This is a genomic window from Cellulosimicrobium cellulans (assembly GCF_024124905.1).
GTDB lineage: Bacteria > Actinomycetota > Actinomycetes > Actinomycetales > Cellulomonadaceae > Cellulosimicrobium > Cellulosimicrobium cellulans_G.
On sequence record NZ_JAMXST010000006.1, the window covers coordinates 39,519 to 53,596 of the forward strand.

Annotated in this window: 9 protein-coding genes; 2 read left to right on the forward strand and 7 right to left on the reverse strand. The window is 73.7% G+C overall.

Translation table 11 applies throughout. The annotated features are described in order from the left end of the window. Window positions 1–89 precede the first annotated feature (89 nt). Entirely contained in the window at window positions 90–2,372 is a 2,283-nt protein-coding gene (locus tag NHH00_RS18310) for a SpoIIE family protein phosphatase (RefSeq protein ID WP_253054984.1), read from the forward strand. 36 nt (window positions 2,373–2,408) lie between these two features. Here the strand turns inward: NHH00_RS18310 and NHH00_RS18315 are convergent, their stop codons facing one another. From NHH00_RS18315 to NHH00_RS18345, 7 genes are all read right to left on the reverse strand, one after another. Then, on the reverse strand, window positions 2,409–2,882 hold the full coding sequence (locus NHH00_RS18315; RefSeq protein WP_253054985.1) for an ATP-binding protein: 474 nt from the start codon (window positions 2,880–2,882) through the stop codon (window positions 2,409–2,411). After that, the gene (locus NHH00_RS18320; protein ID WP_253054986.1) at window positions 2,879–3,211 is read right to left on the reverse strand and encodes an STAS domain-containing protein; all 333 of its coding nucleotides are present in this window, start codon (window positions 3,209–3,211) and stop codon (window positions 2,879–2,881) included. Before NHH00_RS18320 ends, NHH00_RS18315 begins: the two co-directional genes overlap by 4 nt. A gap of 210 nt (window positions 3,212–3,421) precedes the next feature. Next, the gene (locus NHH00_RS18325; protein WP_253054987.1) at window positions 3,422–7,021 is read right to left on the reverse strand and encodes an Ig-like domain-containing protein; all 3,600 of its coding nucleotides are present in this window, start codon (window positions 7,019–7,021) and stop codon (window positions 3,422–3,424) included. A 129-nt stretch (window positions 7,022–7,150) separates the two neighbouring features. Then, the gene (locus tag NHH00_RS18330) at window positions 7,151–9,295 is read right to left on the reverse strand and encodes a beta-galactosidase (RefSeq protein WP_253054988.1); all 2,145 of its coding nucleotides are present in this window, start codon (window positions 9,293–9,295) and stop codon (window positions 7,151–7,153) included. Between the two features lie 144 nt (window positions 9,296–9,439). Further along, complete coding sequence (locus tag NHH00_RS18335; protein WP_253054989.1) at window positions 9,440–10,780, reverse strand: ABC transporter substrate-binding protein; 1,341 nt, start codon at window positions 10,778–10,780, stop codon at window positions 9,440–9,442. An 82-nt stretch (window positions 10,781–10,862) separates the two neighbouring features. Continuing rightward, on the reverse strand, window positions 10,863–11,819 hold the full coding sequence (locus NHH00_RS18340; protein ID WP_374615270.1) for a carbohydrate ABC transporter permease: 957 nt from the start codon (window positions 11,817–11,819) through the stop codon (window positions 10,863–10,865). Between the two features lie 2 nt (window positions 11,820–11,821). After that, window positions 11,822–12,760, reverse strand: coding sequence for a carbohydrate ABC transporter permease (locus tag NHH00_RS18345; RefSeq protein WP_253054990.1), 939 nt, complete (start codon window positions 12,758–12,760; stop codon window positions 11,822–11,824). Window positions 12,761–12,934: 174 nt separating this feature from the next. On the opposite strand from NHH00_RS18345, the gene NHH00_RS18350 reads away from it, so the two are divergent. Then, entirely contained in the window at window positions 12,935–14,002 is a 1,068-nt protein-coding gene (locus tag NHH00_RS18350; protein ID WP_253054991.1) for a LacI family DNA-binding transcriptional regulator, read from the forward strand. The last annotated feature ends 76 nt before the right edge of the window (window positions 14,003–14,078 follow it).

Here is a 14,078-nt window from a genome sequence, read left to right on the forward strand (position 1 = left end):
CACTCGACCAGGATCCTCGAGCCCAGGTGGTCCGTCGACCCGCACCGCGGCACCCCTGCCGGTGTGCGGCGACCCGGACGGAGGACCACGTGACCAGGACGGTCGACGAGCCGGAGCTGCTGGCGCCCGGCGAGGCGGTGGACCTCGACAACTGCGCACGCGAGCCCATCCACGTGCCCGGCATGATCCAGCCCCGCGGCGTGCTGCTCGTCGTGCGCGAGCACGACGGCGTGCTGCTCCAGGCGTCGGCGAACGTCGCGCGGCACCTGGGCGTCCCGGCCGAGGAGCTGGTCGGCCGACCGCTCGCCGACGCGCTGGGCGCGGAACCGGCACGCCGCGTGCTCGACCACGCCGCCAACGTCGGCGACCTCGCGACGCGCAACCCCGTGACGCTGGACCTCGACCGCTGGGACGGGGCGCCCGTCGCCGTGGACGCCGTGCTCCACCGGCCCCCGCTGCCCGTGGACGCGGCCGAGACCGAGCCGGTGCTCGTCGTCGAGCTCGAGACGGCCGCGGGCGCGCGCCCCCTCACGTTCCCGAACACCTACCTCGCCGTGCGGCACGCGCTGCGCGACCTGGAGCGTGCCGCGACCCTCGACGAGCTGTACGACGACGCCGCCCGGCACGTGCGCGAGCTCACCGGGTTCGACCGCGTGATGATCTACCGCTTCGACGCCGCGTACAACGGCGAGGTGGTGGCCGAGGCGCGCCGCGAGGACCTCAACGCGTTCCTCGGGCTGCACTACCCGGCGTCGGACATCCCGCCGCAGGCCCGGGCGCTGTACGAGAAGAACTGGATCCGGCTCATCGCGGACGTGGACTACGCGCCCCAGCCGATCGTGCCGGCGCTCCTGCCGACCACGGGCGCGCCGCTCGACCTCACGTACTCCACGCTGCGCAGCGTCTCGCCGATCCACCTCGAGTACCTGCGCAACATGGGCGTGCGCGCGTCGATGTCGATCTCGCTCCTGCGGGAGGGCCGGCTGTGGGGGCTCATCGCGTGCCACCACTACGCCGGACCGCACGAGCCGCCGTACGAGGTGCGCACGGCCGCCGAGTTCCTCGGGTCGGCGCTCTCGGTCCGGCTCGTCGCGCAGGCCGAGGACGAGCGCGAGGCCGAGGTGCGGCGCGCGGAGGGCGTCCTCGCCCACCTCGCCGCCGACAGCCGCGACGAGAGCGTCCCGATCGGCACCGCGCTGACCCGCTCGGGCTGGCTGCGGCGCCTCGTCCGGGCCGACGGTGCGGTCGTCGTCGCGGAGGGCGGCCTCATCAAGGTGGGCAGCACGCCCGACGAGGACGGGTGCCGCGCGCTCGTCGCCTGGGTGCTCGGCCACGGCGAGGACCTCGTCGCGACCGAGGCGCTGGGCCGCGACGCGCCGGAGGTCGCGGCGCTCGCGCCCGACGTCGCGGGAGTGATGGGCATCGTGCTCCCCGAGGGGCAGGTCGTCGTGTGGGTACGCGACGAGGTGCTGCGGCACGTCGACTGGGGCGGCGACCCGTACAACAAGGCGATCGCGCAACGCGAGGGCGCGACGGTCCGGCTGAGCCCGCGCAAGTCCTTCGAGCGCTGGCGCGAGGTCGTGCGCGGCCACAGCGCGCCGTGGACGGCGGACCAGACCGACGTCGCGACGTCGCTGCGGGGCCACCTGGTGGAGGCGCTGTACCTGCGCGGACGCAAGGCCGTGCGCGCGACGGAGGAGCTGCAGCGCAGCCTCCTGCCGGCGCTGCTCCCGGACGTCCCGGGCTGGACGCTCCAGTCGCGCTACGAGTCCGCCGGCACCGGCCTGGTCGGCGGCGACTGGTACGACGCCCTCGTGCTCCCGTCGGGCCGCCTCGCGCTCGTCGTCGGCGACGTCACGGGCCACGGTCTCCAGGCCGCCGCGACGATGGGCCAGCTCGGCACGACGCTGCGCGCCGCGCTCGTGAGCTCGGGCTCGGCGGTCGAGGCCGTGGCACGGCTGGGCGAGGTCGCCCGCTGGACCCTGCCGGGCGAGGTCGCGACGCTCGCGGTCGCCCTCCTGGACCCGGCGAGCGGCGTCGTCGAGCACGTGTCCGTGGGGCACCCGCCCCTGCTCGTCGTCGGGCCGGACGGCACGACGACGTGGGCCGAGCGCGCGAGCGTCCCCCCGCTGGGGATCGTCGACCGCGTCCCGACCGCGCACGTGCTCCAGGTCCCGCGCGGGGGAGCGCTCGTGCTCTACAGCGACGGGCTGGTCGAGCGTCGCGGCGAGTCGATCCGGGACGGCCTCGACCGGCTCGCGGCGGTCTTCGCGGCGGGCCCGGACGCGGACGTGGACGGCATCGTCACGGCGGCGCGCGACCCGCGCTCCGCGGACGACGCGACGCTGCTCCTCGTGCGCCGCGACGCCTGAGCGCGTCGCGGCGGGTCGACGGGCAGCCGACAGCGGTCAGCCGACGGGGAGGAGCGCGCTGCGCACCGAGGCGCCGCCGCGGAAGACCGGGACGTCGAACCGCGCCCACACGTGCTTCTCGCCGGTACCGGCCCGGAACCAGCCGACGGCCGTCGACGCCCGCTGCGCGAGCACGAGGCCGAACCCGCCCGCGCCCGGTGAGCGCCGCCCGGCCACGACCGGCGCCGCCGGAGAGTGGTCCACGACGTCCACGACGAGCTCGCGCCCGTCGCTGAGCAGACGGACGCGCGTGGGCGGCAGGCCGTGCCGCAGGGCGTTGGTGGCGAGCTCGCTCGCCACGAGGACGACGCGCTCCGGCGTCGCCTCGAGCGCGCGGTCCGGCGGGAGCGGCCCGCCGGTGAGCAGGCGGTGCAGGCCCTCGCGCAGCGTCGCGAGGTCACCCAGTCCCCGCAGCGGCCAGGACCCGATCTCGACGAAGCCGACCGGGACGGCGGCGTGCTCGACGCTCACGCGCCGTCCTCGCCGGTGCTGTCGTCCGCGATCTCGAAGAGGTCGACCACTCCGCTGAGCTCGAGCAGGTCCCGGACGCGGCGCGGGACGCGCTCCAGCACGGGCGACCCCGAACCGGCGGTGGCGGCGTGGTAGAGCAGGCGCAGGCCGCCCGAGTCCATGAAGGTCACGTCACCGAGGTCGACGTGGATGCGATCGTCCGCCGACTGCGCGAGCCGCAGCAGCTCGTCCTCGCGGCGGGCCTGGACCGCGGCGTCGATCTCGCCTCGCATGGTCCAGCGCGTGCCGCCGCTCGTCGTCATGACGTCGCCGCTCGTCGTCGGGGTCACCGTGATGTGCTCCTCCTCGTCCCGGCACGGTGCCGGGCACCCGGGACACGGTACGCGGACCTGCCGACGCTCGCTCTGCGATCCGGCGCGTGGCGCCGACCTTTCCGGATCCGGTCCGTGCGTCGGCGCACGTCCCGGCCCGCGGGACGGCGACGGGCCCGGTCGACGTCGCGGGGACGTCGACCGGGCCCGCACGGTGGGCCGGACCTCTCAGCAGGTGCGCGCGTCGAACGCGACCTCGAGCGGTGCATACCCGTCGACCGTCACGACGGCCGTCCCGGCGGGGACGGACGCGGCGCGCGACGCGAACGACTGGTACGCGTTCGTGCCCGGGGCGACTCCCGCGAACGTCCGCGTGCCGTACGGCGTCGCGAGCGTCACGTCGAGCGGCGCGTCGCCGTCGTTCGTGGCGCGGACCGCGACGTAGACCTTCCCGGCCAGGCACCGCGTCTCGGCGACGGCGGTGACCGGGGCGCTGCCCGCGTCGGCGGTCCAGCGCAGGGCGTACGCCTGCTCCGTGCCGTTCTCGGCGGTGACGCGCACGGTCGTCGTGCCGGGGACGGCGTCGGCGGCCTCGACCGCGACCGTCGCCCAGGGGTCGTGCGCGACCGCCGTGACGGCCGGCACCCCGCCCGCGACGGGCACGTCGTACGCCGTCACCGCGGGGTCGAACCCGGCGAGGGGCTCGCCGTCCACGGTGATGCCCGACGCCGTGGCGTCGGTCCCCGTGCCGGGCACCTTGGCGAGGACCTCGATCTCGGAGACGACCAGGTGCGTGTTCGCCCGCGCCGTGAGGACGACGCGCACGGACGACGTCCGCACGTCCGCGGGGATCTCGACCGCGGGCGCGGGGCCGTCGGGCGAGGCGTCCACGGTGACGGGCGCGCCGACGTCGGTCCACGTGCCGCCCACGAGGGCCTGGAGCCGGACGGACTGCGCCCAGCTCGCGCTGGACCCGTCCTTCCAGAACCGCGTCACGACGCCCGTGACGTCCCGGTCGGCGGGGAGCGTGACCGTGAGCGTGTCGGACGTCCGCTTGGTGCCCGACACCCAGTTCGACCACGCCTTGTCGGTGAGGTTGCCGTTCACGACGCCGCCGACGGCGTAGCCCGGCTCGGTGAACGTCGCGCTCGCGGTCGTGCCCGCGGCGAGCGCGCCGTTGGCGGACGCCGCCTCGGTCACCTGGACGCGGACCGTGGCCGGGAGCGTGGCGCCCGCCCCGGCGTCGGCCGTGCCGGAGAGCTCGACGACCCCGACGGCGTCGTACGCGTCCGCGGGGGCGTCGTCCCAGACCACGGGGCGCGGCACCTCGGCCCCGCCCGCCGCCACCGCGGTGACGGTCGCCGGGAGCGTCGGCGTGCCGCCCGCGTACGCCTTGGCGCGCGCGGGGAGCGTGGAGGTGAGCTCGTCGACGACGACGGTCGCCGTCGCGGCGACCTCGCCGCCGGTCGGCGTGGCCACGGTGCCCGTCACCTCGACGGTGCCGGGCTCGGCCCACGCGTCGTCGTCCGGCACGTCCCACGTCACGGGGAGCGCGCCGCGCGCCCCGTCGCGGTAGACGGGCGTGACGGTCGCGGGGAGCTCGGGCGCGGTGCCCGGCGTCGTGAACGCCTCGACCGGCTCGGTGCCCAGGACCGTCTCGTCGACGACCCGCCAGCGCTGGTTCACGCCGGAGTTCGCGAGGTACGTGCCCACGGGGGAACCGTCAGCCGTGGCCTGGCCGCCGACCTCGAGGAGGGTCTTCGAGGACGCGTTGACGAGCGTGAAGGTGCCGTCGCCGGTCGTCGAGAGGATCCACTGCGCGGCGAGCGGGGTGTCCGCGACGTCGGCGGGCGCGTCCTGGAGGACGGCGGACGTGTCGGCCGTGACGGCGAGCTGGCGGCCCGTGGCCGCGTTCGTCACGGCGTAGCGCGTGCGGTGCGTGCCGGAGCCCTCGGAGGCGCCGAGCGCCGTGAGCTCCCACGCCTGCTCCGCGACCGGCGCGTCGGTGCGGATCACGACGCCCGTGCCCGACGCCGACGGCGCGAGCGAGCGGTCCGCCTGCACGCCGTCGAGACGGTAGGCGTGACCGTCCTGGACGAGCGCGGCGTCGTCCGCGACGCCGGAGACGCCGTCGACGACGAACGTCGTCACGGACTCGGCCGGCACGACGAGCGTCGCGCTCGGACCGTCCGCACCCGTCTCGACGGCCACCGGCTCGCCCTCGACGAGGTAGCCGGCCGTGCTCGTGACCACGGGGGTGACGGTCGCATCGGACCCGACCGCACCGAACTTCGACAGGTCGAGCGTCACGGCGCGCTCGGCCTTCGTGGCGTTCACGTGCACGACCGTCGCGGACGTGCCGTCGGCCGACACCGCGGCCGTGCTGCTCGCGTCGTCCGAGCGGATCAGCGAGTCGCCCGGCTCGATGTAGTGCGTGAAGTTCTGGGTCGCCCAGTACTTCGTGTTCGTGTAGATCGGGCACGTCTCGAGCGTGTCCTCGGTCGTGCAGTCGAACGGGATCTGGATCTCGCCCCAGTTCATGCCGTTCGCGCTCTCGCCGCCCGGCGCCATGTTGGCGTAGTCCTCGACCGGCTGCCAGAACACCCACGCGCTCGGCTCGAGCTCGCGCAGGTCGTCGACGATGTGCTGCGCGCTGCCGAGGCCGGACTCCATGGTCTCGAAGTCCTGGCCCGTCGAGCTCCAGTTCCCGCCGACCTCGCTCATCCACAGCGGCTTGTCCTCGCCCTTGGCGATGTCACGGACCGTCGTGCGCTGGCCCGTGCCGTAGGTGTGGACGTTGAGCTGCGACACCTGGTCGCGGACCGCCTGCGGGTACGCGTTCCAGTTGGTCGCGAACGTGCCGGGGTTCGTCTCGTCCATCGCCGAGATGACGGCGTCGGTCGAGGAGCCCTCGAGCGCCGCGGCGAGCGCCGGGACGACCTTCGCCTGGAGCGCGGGGCTCATGTGGGCGCCCTCCTGGCGGCCCCCGGTCGGGTTGCCGTCGCTGCCGAGCTGGGTGCCCCAGTAGTTCGTGTTGGGCTCGTTGAACGGGTCGATCGTGTCGACCTCGATGCCGTGCGCGTCCTCGAGGCGCTCGGTCACGCCGACCAGGTACGCCGCGAAGTCGTCGATGCTCTCCGTCTTGAGCTGGTCCGCGGTCGAGCTGAACCCGCCCGAGACGTACCCGCTCACGGTCATGAACCACGGCGGGGAGTTGCTGAACGTCTCCCAGTGCGTGACGTCGTCCTTGATGCGGTCGACCCACCAGCGCTGCGTCGCGTCGGCGTCCTCGTCCCAGTGGTCCGGGTTCTCGGGGTCCCACCAGTCCACGTCGGTGCGCGTCGTGCCCTCCGGCGCCTTCCACCAGCCGTCGACGGCGCCGCCCGCGCGCAGGTAGTCCGGTACGTCGGGAGCGTTCCCGCCGCCGACGTTGTAGCGCGCGATGTTGAGGTTGAGGCCCTCGTCGCCGAACACCATGTCCGCGAGCTTCTCGCGGATCTCGTCCGGGTAGCCGCCCGTGGCGTTGGCGAACCACACGAGGCTCGTGCCCCAGCCCTCGAACGGCGCGCCCGCGTACGACGGGTCGGGCGTGACGGTGACGCCCGCGACGTCGGCCGCGGCCGACGTCGTACCCGTCGCGGCGACCGCGCCCAGGGGCGAGGCCTGCGCGGGCAGGGCCGCGAGCGCGCAGCCCGCGACGAGCGCCCCGGCGCCGAGGCCCGCGACGACGCGGGCCCCCGTCCGGCGGGCAGCCGGGCCGCCCGGGCCCGTGCGGCGAGGACCGGGTGGTCCGCCCCGCGTGGTCGTGTCGGTCTCGGTCGGGCTCATCCCTGAGCCACCTCCTTCGCGTCGCTGCGAACCGGTTGCTGCACCGGGTGCGGGTCGTTCCCGCGGGGTCTGTTCGGCCGAGGTAGAGGCGTGGTCATGACCACGCCTCTACCTCGCGCTACCGGGGCCCTACCTCGGCGGGGTCGGCTCGGCCGGGCGGCGGACGACGGCGACGCCGCGCGGCTCGAGCAGGATCGCTCCGGTCTCCGGGGAGCCAGTGCCCGACGGCGCGAGGCGGCGGCCTGCGAGGACGTCGCCCGCGACGTCGGGCACCTCGACCGGGCGCGCCGTGCGGTTGACGAGGAACCAGAAGTCGTCGGAGCCGTCCGTCCGCACCGCGAGCTCGACGTCGCCGCGGACGGTGGCGGGCAGCTCGCTGCGCACGCCCGCGTCGTCGAGCAGGCGCGCGAGCACGGGGACGAGGCCGAGGCGCCCGAACCGCGTGGAGACGTACGCGGCGGAGCCCGCGCCGTCCCCGGACCGGACCGTCCGCCGCGTCACCGCGGCGCGGCCCGCCTGCTCACCGGTCTTGTACCAGCCCAGCACCTCGACGTCGGGGTCGACGACGTCCACCGGCTCGGTCCACAGGGTGCCCTCGAGCTGCTCGCCCGCGAGCTCGACCGTCGCGCTCTCGCCGTCCAGCAGCGGGGCGAACTCCTCGACGCGCACGCCGAGCAGGTCGCGCAGCGCGCCGGGGTAGCCGCCGAGCCACGCGTGGTCGTCCTGGTCGACGACGCCCGAGAAGTACGTGGTGACGAGGTGGCCCCCGCCCTCGACGAACGCCGTGAGGCGGTCCCGGAGGTCGACGGGGACCACGTGCAGCACGGGCGCCACGACGACGTCGTACGTCGCGAGGTCCGTCGCCGTGGGCACCACGTCCGCCCGCACGCCGAGCGCGAGGAACGCCGAGTACCAGTCGAGCGCCTCCTGCCGGTAGCGCAGCCGGTCCGTGGGGTGGGAGTCGAGCTCGCTCGCCCACCACGAGTCCCAGTCGAAGACGATCGCGGCCCGCGCGGGCTTCTGCTCGCTGCCCGCGACGGGGGCGAGGTCGCGCAGGGTCGCACCGAGCGCGACGACGTCGCGGAACAGGCGTGAGCGCTCGCCGGCGTGCGGGAGCATGCCCGAGTGGTACTTCTCGGCGCCCGCCGCGGACTGGCGCCACTGGAAGTAGCAGACCGCGTCGGCGCCGTGCGCGACGTGGGTGAGCGAGTCCCGCGCGAGCTCGCCCGGCTTCTTCGCGACGTTGACGGGCTGCCAGTTCACTGCGCTCGTCGAGTGCTCCATGAGGAACCACGGGCGGTGCCGGGCGATGCCGCCCGTGAGGTTCGCGGAGAACGAGAGCTCGTCGAGGGCCTGCGGCCCGGGGAGCACGTAGTGGTCGTTGGAGACGAAGTCCAGCTCGTCCGCCCAGGCGGCGTAGTCCATGCCCTTCGTCTCGCCCATGACCATGAAGTTCGTCGTCACGGGGACGTCGGGCGTGACGCGGCGCAGGATCGCGGCCTCCGCGCGCAGGTACTCCCGCAGCGCGTCCGACGAGAACCGCTTGAAGTCGAGCTGCTGCGTCGGGTTCGGGTGCGACGCGGCCAGGCGGGGCGGCAGGATCTGCTCCCACGCGCTGTAGCGCTGGGACCAGAACGCCGTGCCCCACGCGTCGTTGAGCGCGTCGAGGGTCGTGTAGCGCTCGCGCAGCCACGTGCGGAACGCGGCGGCGGCGTCGTCGGAGAAGTCGTCGACGTTGTGGCAGCCCAGCTCGTTGGAGACGTGCCACGCGACGAGCGCCGGGTGGTCCCCGTACCGCTCGGCCATGCGCTCCACGAGGCGCAGCGCGTGCTCGCGGAAGACCGGCGACGTCGGGCGCCACTGCTGCCGGGCGCCCGGCCACAGGGTCTCGCCCGTGCGGGTCTGGGGCAGGATCTCCGGGTGCTTCGTCGTGAGCCACGGCGGCGGCGAGGCCGTCGCCGTCGCGAGGTCGACCGTGATGCCGTTCGCGTGGAGCAGGTCCATGACCTCGTCGAGCCACGCGAAGTCCCACGTGTGCTCCGTCGGCTGGATCCGCGCCCACGAGAAGATCGCGAGCGAGACCACCGTGACGCCCGCCTCGCGCATGAGGCGCACGTCCTCCGCCCAGACCTCGCGCGGCCACTGGTCCGGGTTGTAGTCCGCGCCGTAGGACAGGCCCGACGGCGCGTACGCGTCGGACGCTCCGACGGCCGCGCCCGGGGGCGTGTGCGGCCCGGGACGGCGCAGCCAGCGGAACGGGGTGGGGGTGGACATGCAGGCTCCTCAGGTGCTCGCAGAGCGGTCGGTGGCGGGTGGGGCCACCGGCGGGTGGCCGCGTGGTCGTACCGGGGGCACGACCACGCGGCCGTTCGGGGCAGGGCCGCCGGGCGCCCCGGCAGGCGCCCGGCGGGGATCAGGTCACTCGTTGACGGTGAAGCCCTGCTCGGTGCCGTACTTCGCCGACGCGTCCTGCCAGGCCTTCAGGCCGTCGGCGAGGGTCGTGCCCGAGACGTACGCCTGGCCCACGGTGTCGTTGAAGATCGAGTTCGCGTAGACCTGGAACGGCAGGTACGACCAGCCCTCGACGACGTCGGCAGCGGACTGCGCGAGGACCTCGTTGATCTTCTGGCCGCCGAAGTACTCGGACTCGTAGCCCTGGAACTCGTCCGACTCCAGCTCGGCCGTCGTGGCCGGGAACGCGCCGCCGTCGACGCGCGCCTGCACGCCGTCGCCCGCGTTCGCGTACTCGAGGAAGCCGTAGGCGAGCGCCTGCTGCGAGCTCGCCGCGGTCACGGACAGCGCGGAGCCGCCGTTCTCGGAGCTGGCCGACGCGCCCTCCTCCCACTGCGGGAGCGGGGCCACGCGCCACTTGCCGGCGCCGTCGGGCACGCCGGACTCGAGGTTCGCGGGCATCCACGCGCCGATCGCGAGCGTCGCGATCGTGCCGTTGCCGAGGCCCTGGTACCACTCGTCGCTCCACGAGCTGACCGGCGCGAGCAGGTCCTCGTCGATGAGCGTCTGCCACGTCTCGGCGAACTGCGTGCTGCCCTCGTCCGCGAGGTCGATGGTCACGTCCGTGCCGTCGACCTGGAACGGCTGGCCGCCGGCCTGCCAGATGAGCGACGTCGTGAAGCCCGCGTCACCCGTGTCGTTGGTGATGTACACGTTCGGGTCGGCCGCGTGCAGGGCGCGCGCCGCCTCGACGAAGCCGTCCCACGTCGTCGGCACCTCGATGCCGTGCTGCGTGAAGACCTCCTCGTTGTAGAAGAGGGCCATGGGGCCGGAGTCCATGGGGAGGCCGAAGATGCCCTCGCCCTGCTGGACGGCGCTCCACGGCCCCGGCGTGAACGTGCCGTCGAGCTCGTCGGCGCCCAGCGCGGAGAGGTCGGCCAGCGCGTCGGAGAGCGCGAACTGGGGGAGCGCGTAGTACTCGACCTGCGCGACGTCGGGCACGCCCTTGCCGGCCGCGATCGCGTTCTGGAGCGCGGTGTACTGGTCGTTGCCGGTGCCCGCGTTGACGAGCTCGACGTCGACGTTCGGGTACTTCGCCTCGAAGTCGGTGACGACCTGCTCGAGCGTGGGCTCCCAGGCCCACACCGTGAGGCTGCCGCCCTCCTCGAGAGCCGCGGCGACGTCGTCGGCCGAGGCCGCGTCCCCGCCGGAGTCGTTGCCGCCGCCGGAGCTGCAGGCGGCCAGGGCGAGCGCGACGACGCCGGTGGCGGCGACGGCACGCAGGGTGCGGGTGGTGCGGACGGACATGGGGGTTCCTCTCACTTCGTCGTCAGACGGATCGGGTGGTGCACACGCGCTGCGGGCGGCAGGGCATGGGGTCGGGGTCCGGTCACTCCTTGACGGACCCGGCGGCGAGGCCGGACTGCCAGTAGCGCTGGAGGAGCAGGAAGGCGGCGACGAGCGGGAGGATCGTCAGCAGCGAGCCGGTGATCACGAGGTCGAAGATCGCCTCGCCGCCGGCGGTCGCGGCCTGCGCGTTCCACGCGTTGAGGCCGAGCGTCAGGGGGTACCAGTCAGGGTCCTTGAGCATGATCAGCGGCAGGAAGTAGTTGTTCCAGGTCGCGACCATGGTGAAGAGCAGGACCGTGACGATCCCGGGCGCGAGCAGCGGCAGCGAGACCTGGAAGAACGTGCGGCCCTCGCTCGACCCGTCCATGCGCGCGGCCTCGAGCAGCTCCGTCGGGATCGACTCGGCCGCGAAGACCCACATGAGGTAGAGGCCGAACGGCGAGATGAGCGACGGGATGATGACGGCCCACGGCGTGTTCGTGAGGCCCATCTGGCTGAACATGAGGAACGTCGGCACGGCGAGCGCGGTGCCCGGCACGGCGACCGCGCCGATGACGGTCGCGAACACGCCGCGCTTGCCCGGGAAGTCGAATTTCGCGAGCGCGTACCCGCCGAGCACGGCGAGGAACGTCGCGCCGCCGGCGCCGAGCACCACGTACAGGAGCGTGTTCGCGAACCAGCGGCCGAAGATGCCGTCGTCGTAGGTGAGCGTGCGCGCGACGTTGTCGAACAGCGCGAAGTCGCCGCTGAACCAGAGCCCGAACGAGGAGAACAGGCTCGACTGCGTCTTGGACGCGTTGACGACGAGCCAGAACAGCGGCACGAGCGCGTAGAGCAGGACGATCCCGGTGAGGACGGTCATGAGAACGCTGCGGCGCGGGCGGGCGACGCGGTGCGGGGCGCGCGAGCGCAGGCGCACGGGCTTGCGCGTCGTGGTGCGCGGCGTCGTGCGGGCCGCGGCGGGGACCGCCGGGGTCGAGGGGGTCGTGGCGGTCATCGTCAGGCCTCCTTGCGCATGCCGCGCAGCTGGACGACGTAGGCCACGATCATCGTGAGGACGCCCATGATGATGGCGACGGTCGCCGAGTAGTTGTACTGCTGGCCGGAGAACGACAGCGAGTACGCGTACAGGTTCGGGGTGAAGTACGTCGTGATGGCGTTCGGCGCGAGGCTCTGGAGGATGCTCGGCTCGTTGAAGAGCTGGAACGAGCCGATGATCGAGAAGATGGTCGCGATCACGAGCGAGCCACGGATCGCGGGGATCTTGATGGCCCGCACGACCTGCCACTGGGACGCGCCGTCGAGCTCGGCCGCCTCGTAGAGCGAGGTGGGCACGACGCGCAGCGCCGAGTAGAAGATCAGCATGTTGTAGCCCACGAACTCCCAGGTCACGATGTTGCCGATCGACAGCAGCACCCAGTCCGGGGACAGCGGGTTGGGGATCGCCGTGCCGAGCGCGTCGTTGATGTTGGCGACGAGGCCGAACCGCGTCCCGTACATGAACCCCCACATGAGCGTCGCGACGACGGCCGGGACGGCGTAGGGGAGGAAGATCGAGATCCGGAAGAAGTTGCGCCCGTACAGGCGCCCCGAGTCGATCGCGAGCGCGACGAGCAGGGCGATGCCGAGCATGATCGGGACCTGGACCACGAGGAACAGGCCGACGCGCGACACGCCCGACCAGAACTGCGGGTCGGAGAAGGCGCGCGCGTAGTTGTCGAACCCGACGAACTGGGTGCCGCCGACCATCTGGGTGCGGAACAGGCTGAGGTAGATCGAGTAGGCGATCGGTGCCAGGAACACCAGCGCGAAGACCGCCATGAACGGGCCCACGAAGCCCCAGCCGGTCCACGAGCGCCGTCGGCGCCGGGCCGGGAGGGACGAAGGTGCGCCGACCGGTGGCCGGTGCCCCGCCACGGGTGGGGACGTCGTCGTCATGCTGGGGTCCTCGTCATCGGGGGACGGCGACGTCGGTCGTCGCCGGTGTTTGCGTAAACATGAGCATGGCACGAGGTTCGGTGTTTACGCAAACATCGCCTACGCTGGTCGGTGACCGGCCACGATGCCGGTCCGGCACGGGTACTGTGCCGACACCACGAGGACGAGGACGAGATGACCGACGGGCTCGACGACGAGACCCCCGCCCTGACGCGCACCGGGGGAGCTGCCGTACGCACGGCGCGGCGCGTCTCGATGGCCGACGTCGCGCGCGTCGCCGGGGTCTCCGCGCAGACCGTCTCCCGCGTCTCCAACGGGCACCCGGGCGTCGTCGAGACGACCCGCTCGCGCGTGCTCGAGGCCATGACCGAGCTCGGCTACCGGCCCAACAGCGCCGCCCGCGCGCTCAAGAGCGGGTCGTTCCGCACCATCGGCGTCATCCTCTTCTCGCTCGCGACCACCGGCAACGTCCGCACGCTCGAGGCCATCGCGACGTCCGCCGCCGCCGAGGGCTACGCCATCACCGTCATCCCCGTCGCCGCGCCCACGCAGGACGGCGTCCACGGGGCGTTCACGCGCCTCGGTGAGCTCGCCGTCGACGCGATCATCCTGCTCATGGAGGTCCACCTCCTCGACGTCGCACGGGTCAGCCTGCCGCCCGGCGTCCAGGTCGTCGTCGCGGACTCCGACGCCGGCGAGAGCTACGCCGTCGTGGACACCGACCAGGCCGACGGCACGCGCCAGGCCGTGCGACACCTGCTCGACCTCGGGCACCGCACCGTGCACCACCTCGCGGGTCCTGCGCTCTCGTTCGCGGCCGAGCGCCGGACCTCCGCCTGGCGCGCCACGCTCGAGGAGGCGGGCCGCGAGGTGCCGGCGATCGAGCGGGGCGACTGGTCGCCGTCGTCCGGCTACGAGGCCGGGCTGCGCCTCGCGCAGCGCGACGACGTCACCGCGGTCTTCGTCGCGAACGACCAGATGGCCCTCGGGCTCGTGCGCGCCCTGCACGACACGGGCCGGCGCGTGCCCGAGGACGTGAGCGTCGTCGGGTTCGACGACCTGCCCGAGTCGAGCGAGTTCCTGCCCCCGCTCACCACCGTCCACCAGGACTTCGCCGAGGTCGGCCGTCGGCTCGTCGAGCAGGTGCTCCGGCAGGTCCGCGAGGGAGTCCACGAGGCCGGCACCCGCCTCGTCCCGACCCGCCTCGTCGAGCGCGCCAGCACCGCCCCGCCCCCGGAGTAGTCCCCTGGTCTGCCGAGGTAGAGCCGTGGTCACCGTGCTCGACGGCGTGTGGTCGAGTTGGGTGGGCGGGGTGGGT

What these genes read in the sequence shown, in the direction of transcription:
- NHH00_RS18345 (WP_253054990.1), bottom strand. Translation starts at nt 12,760, where the DNA reads ATGACGACGACGTCCCCACCCGTGGCGGGGCACCGGCCACCGGTCGGC.
- NHH00_RS18325 (WP_253054987.1), bottom strand. Translation starts at nt 7,021, where the DNA reads ATGAGCCCGACCGAGACCGACACGACCACGCGGGGCGGACCACCCGGT.
- NHH00_RS18340 (WP_374615270.1), bottom strand. Translation starts at nt 11,819, where the DNA reads ATGACCGCCACGACCCCCTCGACCCCGGCGGTCCCCGCCGCGGCCCGC.
- NHH00_RS18330 (WP_253054988.1), bottom strand. Translation starts at nt 9,295, where the DNA reads ATGTCCACCCCCACCCCGTTCCGCTGGCTGCGCCGTCCCGGGCCGCAC.
- NHH00_RS18335 (WP_253054989.1), bottom strand. Translation starts at nt 10,780, where the DNA reads ATGTCCGTCCGCACCACCCGCACCCTGCGTGCCGTCGCCGCCACCGGC.
- NHH00_RS18350 (WP_253054991.1), top strand. Translation starts at nt 12,935, where the DNA reads ATGACCGACGGGCTCGACGACGAGACCCCCGCCCTGACGCGCACCGGG.